The sequence below is a fragment of the Buttiauxella gaviniae ATCC 51604 genome, assembly GCF_001654835.1.
In the GTDB taxonomy this organism is placed as follows: Bacteria; Pseudomonadota; Gammaproteobacteria; order Enterobacterales; family Enterobacteriaceae; genus Buttiauxella; species Buttiauxella gaviniae.
In genome coordinates this window covers 91,306-102,637 of the sequence record NZ_LXEP01000036.1, presented here as the reverse complement: position 1 = coordinate 102,637, position 11,332 = coordinate 91,306, and the positions used below count along the sequence as shown (strand labels likewise).

The window sequence follows — 11,332 nt, the reverse complement described above, 5'->3', positions numbered from 1 at the left end:
AAACCAAAAATGGGGCATCCCCTTTCAGAGAAGCCCCATGTTGAATGGTGTCACAATCAGACAGAGATTAGCGGTTCAGCTTTGCGCTGCGCACGAATGTTTTTGATAAGCAGACCCGAAATCACAATCCCGGCGCAGGCGAAAACAGCCATCAAACCAAACACGATTTTATAGCCCAATAACCCTGGGTTGGTATCTAAGATGTAGCCATACAAGCTGTAGCAGAACATCGCTGGGGCATAACCGATAAAACTTCCCAACGCCATTGCCGCACCGGTGTTTTTCTCACTGATTCCCGCCTCACCGATAGGGGCGAAGAATACCGCTCGCTGAGTAAAAATGACCGCGCCAAACATCAGGGTACAGGCCATGCCTAAATAAACAGGCATTTGTTCATGCGGCAATAATATCAAGGCAACCAACGCCAGAGCGCTAATAATAAAGGTATAGAACAAATACTGGCTTGGAGACTTTAAAACCTTGTCAGCAATTAAACCACCAATAGGGCCGCCTACCATTTTCAAACAATATTGATTTATAATCCCATATGCCCCTACCAATGCAATCGGTAGCGCGTAGACATTTCTTAAGAATGGAATAAAGAATGTCAGACCACAATACACCGCATAAACACAGAACACGCTAAAAGCGATTAACCAGACAGTTTTGTTTTTTAATACATTACCCAAGCCTGGATTAGCTTCTTTTTTCTCTGCTTTCTCTTGTTTAGCCACTTGTTCTTCCGGGCTTTCTTTTAATACAAAGAAAATAACCACGCCGACCAGAATTGCGATGAAAGAGTAAAACAATATTGCGGCTTTAAACCCGAAATAGTCGCTACCAAACCAGGTGAACACCGCCAGGGCGCTAAATGCGATAACGGTATCGACAATCCCTCGCCCGGTTTCAAAGAAGCCAAACAAGCGCCCCTGTTGAGTGTTGTCACCCAGCAAACTCACCGACTTTAGCAACACCGGCCAGTTGAGCATGTCGCAAGTCACGCCAAACAACGCCCAGACAAAGAGTATCCCCCAGTAGCCCGGCATCGTAGAGAGGTAGATGCCCAGCAGACCCGTCGCAATCAACGAAAGCGACATGGTAAAGCGGCGCGGTAATTTGTCAGAAAAGTAAATTGATAAGAAGAAACCAATGGTCGTGACAATGGAGTTAACCGACATCGCATTACCAATCTCACCGTTGGTCAGGTGAAAATACTCCTGCATAGGAACATAAAATGCGTCTTTCAATGACGGCAATTTATATATTGTGCCACCGCACAGAACCAACAAGCTAAATATAGTCCATCTTTTTTTGGATAGCATAAGACACCCCACCCCTGAATTAGCGGAATTAATTATTATATTGAGAGCACAGTGACCTCACGAAAGGTGAGACAGCTGAATTTAAATGTTTTGGATTAATTATTATCTTAAAATAGCTACAGCATCTTTATGAAGATCGCCAAGAATATTACGCACATGCATTATTTGATTCATAGCGTCGTCAATTTCTTTATTTAATCTTTCTTCCAGTCCGGAGGTTGGCAACGGGGTTTCACTCATCTGGCGCAATGGAATCCACGGGTTTTTATCTTCGTTGGTAAAACGAAATGCCGGAGCGTAATAATCCACTTCTTCTTCCAGACCGAATGCGGTGACTTGCGGTTTATCTTCGCCCAAACAAATTAATTGCAGTAATAACTCTTTAAACGGTAATTCACCTTCCCCAGAAATACAGGCCGTATGCCCGCGCCCTTCACCTTCGTGATTGATTAACGCATCTTTGATATGCACCTGAGTGACTTCTTTTCCCATCACCGCCAGCGCGTCAAGCGGCTCTTCGTTGGCATTAATCATGTTGGCAAAGTCAAACAGCAGGGAAAGCTGTGGAAAGTCAGCCTGTTGAACCAGCTTCACCAATTCGTGGCTTTGCAAATCTTCGTGTTGCTCAAGCGTAAATGTCAGGCCGCTATGCTGGTATTTCGCTTTAATGTATTGAATATCCTGGGCAATGATTTCCATTACCTCAGAAAGTGTCCCTTCATAGCGCGGATAAAACCGCACCGAAGTCGCACCCGATTTCAGCGCAATTCTCACGGCCTCGTCAATCGTTCGGGCATCTGAGGCGCTGGTTTCGATGTGAACATCCAACCCCAACTGGCGCGATTTATCTGCAAAATTCGCAAGCCGCTCATCACTGGCATGCCTTAAAGACTGGCTTTCTCCATCCACAACATGAATTTTCACCCCTTTCAGTTGCTGTTGGCTGGCAATATCCAGCAAGTCTTCCGGCAGAATCTTCTCCATACGCATGTTTAAATGAAACGCATAGGCATGCAGATACAGCGGCAAATTTGCAGCGCGATCGACAATTTTTGTAGCCTGGATGTTGTTCATGGAAACTCCTATAAATCGATATAAAACTCTACTGATTCAAAACGCCAATATTCGATATCAACCTGAATAACTTGCCCGGCTTCGTCGGCGCGGTATTTTTCAACCCGGATAGACGGAGTCCCCGCCGTGCCGCCCATCCCCTTGCAAGCGCCTGCCGAAAGTCGTGTCGGTTTAAACGCTAAATGCTGCGTGTGCGAGCTTTTGCCGAAGGCTTCTTGCCACACATCAACAAAAGAACGATCGCCTAATTTGTCGATAAAACCGGGAGCGGACTGCGCGTTGATAAAGGTTTCGTGATAGAAAACTTTATGGTTATCAAGCGCTCCCCAACCGCAGATTTTGTAGATTTCATCACCGTCTTTTACATTCAGCTGCGACAAAATCTCCGGTTCCGCTGCGTAAACCCGTTCTTTTTCCAGAAAGCCCCAGGACGGCAAACGCCCCTGCTCCAGAGCTGCTTGCTTAAAACTGGTCGAAGTGTTCGGGGTGTATTTGAAACACGGCAAGGCCACAAACCAGCCGCGACGATCTTTACGAAAGATCTTTTCTTCCCCTTCAAGAAACAGCAACGCCTGTCGCAGTGTCATGCGCTTGATGCCCAGTAATTCTTCCAGCTCACGCTCGGAAGGTAATTTACCGCCCGGCTGGACGACCCCTTTGCTCAGCCAGTCATTGAGCATCTCTTTTGCCGTCTCTACGGTGGAATGGCTTTTCATGCTTTAATCCATTTGGTTTAAACCAGATTTGTCGTCACGGTACTCTTAGCCAACGAATGTGACAATGGTGTCTGGTGGGGTAGTTATTCTAAATGTGAGGTTTCTCTCAGAATAAAGGTGGATCGAGGGGGAATTAGAAACAAAAAAAGCGCGACCGAAGTCGCGCAAGGGATAACCAAAATGGTCAAAACTTATTTCGCTGATTTCCGGCCATAAACAGCCCAGGTAATCACCACGCAAACAATGTAAAACACGAGGAACACTTTCATCGCGCCCGCAGGCGAGCCGGTTAGCGCGAGGGATGTACCAAATGCTTTAGGAATAAAGAACCCGCCAATTGCGCCTATTGCCGAGATAAAGCCCAGTGCTGCGGCTGTATCGGTTGCCGCTTCACGCAATGCACGCTCTTCAGTGCCGCCCTGCGCTTTCACGCGGTCCATGGTCAGCTTGCGGAAGATAACGGAGATCATCTGGAAGGTAGAACCACTCCCCAAACCGGCCGTCAGGAACAGCATCAGGAATACGCCGAAGAAGGCAATAAAGTTACCGCCCACGCCATTGTGTGGCAGCGTGGTAAACAGCAGCGCACTGAAAATCGCCATAAAGATGAAGTTCAGCAGGGACACACGAGTACCACCAAAACGGTCAGATATCGCTCCACCCGCCGAACGCGCCAGTGCGCCAAACAGCGGGCCGAAGAAGGCGAAGTGCAGAATATTGATATCAGGAAACTGGGTTTTCGCCAGCATCGCAAAACCGGCAGAAAAACCGATAAATGAACCGAAGGTCGCCAGATACAGCACACCCATAATCCACAAATGCGCACGTTTAAGAACCGGCAACTGCTCTTTTAAAGAAGCTTTGGACGTTGCCAGGTCGTTCATTCCAAACCAGGCTGCAACGGTAAAGATTGCCAATAGTGGTACCCATACCCACGCCGCATTTTCCAGGAACAGCATAGTGCCGTCGGCCTGCTCAACACCTATTCCACCGAACACAGCAAACATGGAAAGTGAAATCACCAGTGGTGCAACCAACTGCATAACACTCACACCGAGATTACCCAGGCCGCCGTTGATACCCAGCGCTCCCCCCTGCTTCGCCTTCGGGAAGAAGAAACTGATGTTCGCCATACTGGAAGCAAAGTTTGCGCCCGCAAAACCACACAGCAATGCAATGATGATAAACACGCTAAATGATGTTGATGGGTCTTGCACCGCAAAACCCAACCACACACAAGGGATAATCAGAATCCCGGTGCTGAATGCCGTCCAGCGGCGGCCGCCAAATACCGGCACCATAAAGGAGTAAGGCACACGCAACAATGCGCCGGAAACAGACGGCAGCGCGGTTAACATAAAGAGTTGGTCAGTGGTGAAGCTAAACCCTACTTTGTTGAGGTTTACCGCAACCGCACTGAAGAGCATCCATACACAGAATGCCAGCAGCAAACAAGGAACGGAAATCCATAAATTGCGGCTGGCAATACCATGGCCTTTGCTTTGCCAAAATACTGGGTCTTCAGGTCGCCATTCGGTAATGAGCGATCCCGTTTTTGGGCTGTGATCCGGGGACTGAGACATAAACACCTCAAAAAAGTGAGAGTAATTGCCGCCACCTTAGGTGCTAATGGGGAATAAAAATTGATGTGAATCAAGGGATAAACCATCTTGCAGACGGCTAAAAATCAACTGTCATTCTTTATGGGTAACCATAAAAAACATAAATAGTGTGGCTTTTCACAAACCTGAACGCAGGTGTTAGTAACCTTACAGCGCTTCATGCTCCTTCCGGCAATTAGTGGGTAATCCTTAAGGGGTATGGGTATACTCCTGGGGATGGCTGAGAATACCCGCAATAGATTTCCTTTACCCCGGAGTAGACCTGTCAATGCTAAAACGCCTGCTTTCCCCCCTCACTTTGTTCAACCAATTGGCACTGATTGTGCTGTTGTTGGCACTGTTGGGGGTCGCGGGGATGAGCCTTGCAGGCTGGTTGGCACAAGGTATTCAGGGAAACGCGCACGCTATCAATAAAGCTGGTTCGATGCGCATGCAAAGTTATCGCCTGCTGGCCGCCATTCCGCTAACCGAGAAAGACAACGTTCTGTTAGATGAGATGGAACAAACCACCTGGAGTACCGATTTACAAGAGGCGGCACAGCAAGACGGGCAGGAAGCAAAATTAGCTGCACTGCAGCACTACTGGCGTGAAGAGTTAGAACCCGCTCTGCGCAAGGCACAAAGTGCAGAACAAGTTAAGCCGCATGTGGCCGGATTTGTCGGGCGAATCGATCAGTTGGTCACCACTTTTGATCACACCACAGAAATGCGTCTACACCGCATTATCCAGCTGCAGATGGGAATGGCAGCCTTAATGGGCTTGCTGATTATTTTCACCGTCATCTGGTTACGCAAGCGATTGTTGCGCCCGTGGCAGAAATTATTGACGATGGCCCAGGCCATTGGGCAGCGAGATTTTACCCACCGGGTGAACGTTCGTGGGCGCAATGAAATGGCGACTCTCGGTGCTGCACTAAACAGTATGTCTGCGGAACTGGCCGAAAGTTATGCAAGCCTTGAGCAGCGTGTGCACGAAAAAACCGCCGGGCTTGAGCAAAAAAACCAGATACTCTCATTTCTCTATCAGGCTAACCGCCGGCTGCACTCTCAGGCCCCACTGTGCCAGCGCTTATCTCCCGTACTCAGCGAACTACAACACTTAACACCGCTGCGTAATATCGAACTACGGGTTTATGAGTATGAGGATGAAGAGAATTACGAAGAGTATACCTATCAACCTGATAGCAGTTGTGAAGCCAGCGGCTGTAATCTTTGCCCGCGCGAACCCATCCTGCAACCTTGCGAAACCACCGCACAAAAATGGCGTTTAACAGACAACCATATTCAGTACGGTTTGGTGTTGGCCCAATTGCCAATTGGCCGCAGCCTGACACACGATCAGCAACAGTTAATTCTGACACTGATGGAACAGCTGACAGCGACACTTGCGCTAGAGCGGCAATATGAACATCAGCAGCAGTTGGTGGTGATGGAAGAACGTTCCGCTATCGCCCGCGAGCTGCACGACTCCATTGCTCAATCGCTCTCTTGCCTGAAAATGCAGGTGAGTTGTCTGCAAATGCAAGGGGCGACACTGCCTGAGCAGATGCAGACTCTGCTGGGTCAAATGCGCAGCGAACTCAATACTTCGTGGCGTCAACTCAGAGAGTTACTGACCACGTTCCGCCTGCAATTAACCGAACCTGGACTGCGCCCGGCACTAGAAGCAAGCTGCCGCGAATTTAGTGAGAAATTGGGTTTCCAGGTGACTCTTGATTATCAAGTGCCACCACGCCTTGTGCCGTCGCATCAGGCAATTCATCTGGTACAAATCACTCGAGAAGCACTTAATAACAGCCTGAAACATGCCTGTGCCAGTTCATGTGGAGTCAGTGTTTTATATCACGACAAGCAAATTACCTTAACCATATGGGATAGCGGTCAGGGCATTGCCGACAACGGTGAGCGCCGCAACCACTACGGACTTATCATTATGCGAGACCGCGCACAAAGCTTGAAAGGTGATTGCCAGGTGCAAACGCGCCCGGGTGGCGGTACCCAGGTCATCGTGAGTTTTATCCCCGAAATAGCCACAGGAGCAAATCATGAGTAACCCGGAAGCTTCAACCATACTGCTTATCGACGATCATCCCATGCTGCGTACTGGCGTTAAGCAGCTCATCAGTATGGCTCCTGAACTTGCAGTTGTTGGTGAGGCAGGCAATGGTGAGCAAGGAGTGCTGCTTGCCGAAGAGCTCGACCCTGATTTGATCCTGCTGGATTTGAATATGCCGGGGATGAACGGACTGGAAACACTCGATTGTCTGCGTGAAAAACCGCTGTCTGGTCGCATTGTGGTATTCAGCGTTTCAAATCATGAAGAAGATGTGGTTACCGCGCTAAAACGTGGGGCTGATGGCTATCTGTTAAAAGATATGGAGCCAGAAGATTTGCTCAAGGCACTGCAACAAGCCGCCGCTGGCGAGATGGTTCTAAGCGAAGCGTTAACGCCAGTATTGGCCGCAAGCCTGCGTGCCAACCGCGCCACCTCAGACCGAGATGTGAATCTGTTAACGCCACGCGAGCGCGATATCCTGAAGCTGATTGCCCAGGGTTTGCCAAATAAGATGATTGCTCGCCGCCTGGATATCACCGAAAGCACGGTGAAAGTGCACGTTAAGCATTTGCTGAAGAAGATGAAGCTAAAATCCCGCGTTGAAGCTGCGGTTTGGGTGCATCAGGATCGGATATTTTAAGTTTACCAATGGTGAATGTGGTGGATGACGCCTGCGGCTTATCCACCCAACAATACCAAACCGTATCCCGACATCACACGTTACTTCGGTAACAACTCATAACGCGGATCGTCCACAGGGCTGACCACCAGCGGCTCCGCCAGTTTCAGCGTAATCCAGTTCGACGTGACCTTCTGGCCTTTATCATCCTCAATCACCACCGAAAGACGATATTCATTCGGGCCGTTTTCGTTCCACATCGGCATGATCATGCTCCAACCGCTGGTGTCGCGGTTATCCGCAGGCGGCGTCAGGCTTAACGCCTGGGTATCGCCCTGCCAGGTAATATTGCGAATCTTGTGGCTGGCACGGATTTGCAGCTTAAGCGCCACGGTTTCGCCCGCGTGCAGTTCCCAAGGCGGCGTCGCCAGAAACACCGATAAAGTTTTGCGCTGGCGATACTCCATCACCGGCAGAGAATCACGTTCCACGTTGTCATAACGGCTGCCGCGTAATGAACTGGTGGTCGCCACTTCGGCGGCAGAAAGCTGTTTTGCCACCGGGACGCCAAAACGGTAATTCAGCTTCAGACCAAGATTGTCCTGTGAAACGCCGCTTTCCCCCTGTTTATGCTGCGCGGTAAGCGTCAGCAGCGGGATCGGCGTGTAGCTGAGTCCCATAGTTACCGCCACCGGGTTGCGATAACCGGTGCCGCTATCAAACAAATCCACACTGTTACCGTAGTATTTCTCAAAACTGAGGCTGGTATTGATATGTCGATAAAACGGCAGCCACGCCTGCGCGGTAATGTCATAGCCCCGCGCCAGGCGTTGTTCCAGCGTTTCATTATCGCCGTCCTGCCAGCTGGTTAACGGCTGATAATAGTTCGCGGAGAGACGTAAATACTCGCCCCATGCTTCGGTACCGAATCCGGCACGTTGTAATTGAGTGGCAAGCTGATTGTCATAAAACGCGTTGTAGCCCAGCAGCCAGTCGCCCGCCACCCAACGCTGCCCGGCACCGATATTGCCAATCGTGCCTTCGTCTTTCTGCGTAAAACCCACCTGGCTCCAGGTCAGATAACGATTGTTATCTTCCCACGGCGTAAATACCGAGGCACTGCTGCCGTTCCAGTTTCCGTGTTCATCGACCAGTAAATTGATGTTTGCTTTGCCGAGCGGCGATAGCAGCGACTCCGCTTCACTGGTTACTTTGTCGGTCAACACATCACGCAGACGAGTAAACGCCAGCAAGCGCGCCTGATCCCCTGCATCCAGCCCGTCATCAACCATACTCGCTTCGCCGAATTTCTTCGCCATCGCAGCAATTTCACGCGCGGCGGCATCGGTTTCTGGGGCAATGCCCATATCGGGAAGCTGTTCGGTAGATTGACTGAATGGGTTTTGGGCTTTCTCGGTAAAGGTCTGCTGGGTACTGGCAGCTCCTCCCGAGCTGAGGAGTGCAAATGATACAGTGACAAATGGAACAGCTTTTCTGAACATCTGGAAATTATAACATACTGTATTTCCGGATTTCAGTAACGTACAGCCTGGGTGCTGATTTCAGATAACACTCAATGTAGGATATGCACAACCGTCATAACTGATAAGACAAGGAGAGAAAATGCAGAAGATTGTGATTATTACCAATGGGGCTGCTTACGGCAGCGAATCTCTGTTTAACAGCCTGCGCCTGGCGATTGCGCTATGTGACCAGCAGCCACAACCAGAAGTGAAATTGTTTTTGATGTCTGATGCGGTGACTGCCGGATTAAGCGGTCAGAAACCGGCTGAAGGTTATAACATCCAGCAAATGCTGGAGATTTTAACCGCGCAAAATGTGCCGGTGAAATTGTGTAAGACCTGCACCGACGGGCGTGGCATCACGTCATTACCGCTGGCTGATGGTGTGGAAATTGGCACGTTGGTGGAATTAGCTCAGTGGACATTGAGTGCGGATAAGGTTTTAACGTTCTAATAAACGAGCTTATAACTCTGGCCTGAAACCAAATTTAATGATGACCTGACGCTAATTATCCGTATAAAAAACCATCAGCTGAATGGTTTCAGGTACATCTGCATTTTTGTTTAATCCTTATGGCATTTTTTGATCAAAGTCAGCATTTGTGAGGCTGGGGTCTGGTGTTATGCATGAAGTGTAATTTGTGAGCAGCATCACTGATTGCAAGGATAACCCGGCGCATGGATGTCTAACTTTGATGTGATAGCGGAGTATAAAAATGCCAGTAGTGAAAGCCAGTTTGCATCTTTTTGGCGGTGACACAGTGGTGGTTCACTGTTCAAACAAAAGCCATATTCATTTGATGAGCGACACCAGTTCTGCGGGTAAACCACAAGCTGATATTCTTAGCGTGGAAGATAAGCAGACTGCTTACTTGACGGTGCCGTACAGCGGGACGTGGAAAGTGTTGATTGATAGCCACAGTAAATCGCTTGAGCACTCAATCAGTTATGTAGCAGCATAAAAACCTCATCCCGGCCCTCTTTTTGAGGGCTACTTTTTTGCAGGATGAGGCTCAGAAATGGTCAGGCAAAGCCGGGCTGCAACTCCCCATCCTCACCTTTCGGTTGCAACCAGTCTCTGACTTTATTCACCAGTTCATCAAGACAATCATCGTGCATGCCCCGCTTTATCAGTTCTTGTTCAAGTGAGAACAGATACTGTGCGTTGGTACCCAATGGACCACTGGCGGCGGCAATCAACGGCGCGATAATGTCAGCACGCGTGTCAGCTTCATAGAGTGGATGACGCGGGTCCATAATAAACACCAGCGCATTCACCACGCGACTATCATCCAGCTCGAGTTTGCACCAGGTAGGCAAATAACAGCCGGTGATCATTTCACGCTTCCACACCAGCGTCAGTTCGTCTTCAAGAATGGCCTCTGGCAAACGGTAAGCAAGCCCTGTAGTGCGCCCACCTTCTTTCAGGGCGAGCATGCGACCAGGCTGGCATGCAGTTCCGCGCCCTGCCGTCAAACGCAGACAAAAGGCCCGATGCCAGCCAACAAGTGTACCTGCCGCTGACTCTTCATATTCAAATGCAGGGTTCCACATCAGGGAACCATAGCCAAAAATCCACACAGGACTGCTATCGGGACGGCAAGCGAGCGTTGCGGCGAGTGATGCCGATCGCTGCTCAGGGGTCCACAACAGCGATTCCTCAATGGAGCCAAAAGCTGTCTTACAATCTGCTTTAATTAAGAAATCACGCGTTAACACCATACACCTCCGCCACTGTATACTTCCGTGTGACTACGTCAGATGCGCCTTCCGGGCTTTTTAGTTACTGCTTACTATTAGAGCAGCATATCAGTGAACATAAGCAATTAGCGACACGCTGGCAAGTTTGATGACGATCACAAAACAATAAAAATGTCATATTAACTTGCCATACTGGAGTGTGAGGGGAAGATTGAAGATGAATATCAATACATTGTGCAAGGTTTAAGTTTTCTTATGCCATTTATCATCATCACCCTTTTGGTAACTGTGTTTCACGGCAGCCCACGCAACTTTATGGGCGGTTTCTTCACGGGTGGCATCATCCCGCCGGTCTTCTTTATCTTTGTACTCATCCCACGCGCTGTTAAACGCCTCTTTGTAGATATCCTGGGCATGAGCGGGAAGGACATTTTGTACGCTTTCCGGGAGGTCATTTCGGCTTTTATAAGGCATCACGTTATCCTGAATCAGTTAAACCTAAAGTTTGAAACACGAGGTCCGATCCTGCCAGCTAAAATCAATAATTGTGTTTATTGAAAATACATCATTATGTTTTGTATTGATTAATATCAGAAAACATCTATTTTCATTCATCAGAAATACTATTGCTGTCAAAGCGGTAAAACTGAGTAAATTTTCTCAGAAAACGCCCGTTCTTTGCTATTTTAACGGGGACAT

11 protein-coding genes are annotated in these 11,332 nt (G+C 49.0%); 4 read left to right on the top strand and 7 right to left on the bottom strand.

The window, feature by feature from the left end; translation table 11 throughout:
- Positions 1-56: 56 nt before the first annotated feature.
- The 4 genes from M977_RS20160 to M977_RS20145 all read right to left on the bottom strand — a co-directional run bounded on the left by M977_RS20160 (position 57) and on the right by M977_RS20145 (position 4,695).
- On the bottom strand, positions 57-1,322 hold the full coding sequence (locus tag M977_RS20160) for an MFS transporter (protein WP_064518463.1): 1,266 nt from the start codon (positions 1,320-1,322) through the stop codon (positions 57-59).
- A 102-nt stretch (positions 1,323-1,424) separates the two neighbouring features.
- On the bottom strand, positions 1,425-2,396 hold the full coding sequence (locus tag M977_RS20155; protein ID WP_064518461.1) for a sugar phosphate isomerase/epimerase family protein: 972 nt from the start codon (positions 2,394-2,396) through the stop codon (positions 1,425-1,427).
- An 8-nt stretch (positions 2,397-2,404) separates the two neighbouring features.
- Entirely contained in the window at positions 2,405-3,112 is a 708-nt protein-coding gene (locus M977_RS20150) for a GntR family transcriptional regulator (protein WP_064518459.1), read from the bottom strand.
- Between the two features lie 191 nt (positions 3,113-3,303).
- Entirely contained in the window at positions 3,304-4,695 is a 1,392-nt protein-coding gene (locus tag M977_RS20145; protein WP_064518458.1) for a NarK family nitrate/nitrite MFS transporter, read from the bottom strand.
- A 307-nt stretch (positions 4,696-5,002) separates the two neighbouring features.
- On the opposite strand from M977_RS20145, the gene narX reads away from it, so the two are divergent.
- Both narX and narL read left to right on the top strand, forming a co-directional pair.
- Entirely contained in the window at positions 5,003-6,787 is a 1,785-nt protein-coding gene (gene narX, locus M977_RS20140) for a nitrate/nitrite two-component system sensor histidine kinase NarX (RefSeq protein WP_064518456.1), read from the top strand.
- Positions 6,780-7,430 (top strand): two-component system response regulator NarL, encoded by a 651-nt coding sequence (narL, locus tag M977_RS20135; RefSeq protein WP_064518454.1) that lies wholly within the window; start codon positions 6,780-6,782, stop codon positions 7,428-7,430. Before narX ends, narL begins: the two co-directional genes overlap by 8 nt.
- Positions 7,431-7,510: 80 nt before the next feature.
- Here the strand turns inward: narL and M977_RS20130 are convergent, their stop codons facing one another.
- Positions 7,511-8,911, bottom strand: coding sequence for a YchO/YchP family invasin (locus M977_RS20130; RefSeq protein ID WP_064518452.1), 1,401 nt, complete (start codon positions 8,909-8,911; stop codon positions 7,511-7,513).
- 121 nt (positions 8,912-9,032) lie between these two features.
- Between M977_RS20130 and M977_RS20125 the strand changes: the two genes are divergently transcribed.
- Entirely contained in the window at positions 9,033-9,386 is a 354-nt protein-coding gene (locus M977_RS20125) for a DsrE/DsrF/TusD sulfur relay family protein (protein WP_064518451.1), read from the top strand.
- Between the two features lie 262 nt (positions 9,387-9,648).
- The gene (locus M977_RS20120; RefSeq protein WP_064518449.1) at positions 9,649-9,894 is read left to right on the top strand and encodes a DUF1883 domain-containing protein; all 246 of its coding nucleotides are present in this window, start codon (positions 9,649-9,651) and stop codon (positions 9,892-9,894) included.
- A 61-nt stretch (positions 9,895-9,955) separates the two neighbouring features.
- On the opposite strand, the gene M977_RS20115 is transcribed toward M977_RS20120, so the two are convergent.
- The gene (locus M977_RS20115; RefSeq protein ID WP_064518615.1) at positions 9,956-10,651 is read right to left on the bottom strand and encodes a gamma-glutamylcyclotransferase; all 696 of its coding nucleotides are present in this window, start codon (positions 10,649-10,651) and stop codon (positions 9,956-9,958) included.
- 225 nt (positions 10,652-10,876) lie between these two features.
- Positions 10,877-11,107 carry a putative cation transport regulator ChaB gene (gene chaB, locus M977_RS20110; protein ID WP_064518447.1) on the bottom strand — a complete coding sequence of 77 codons (231 nt, stop codon included), beginning with the start codon at positions 11,105-11,107 and terminating at the stop codon, positions 10,877-10,879.
- Positions 11,108-11,332: the final 225 nt, after the last annotated feature.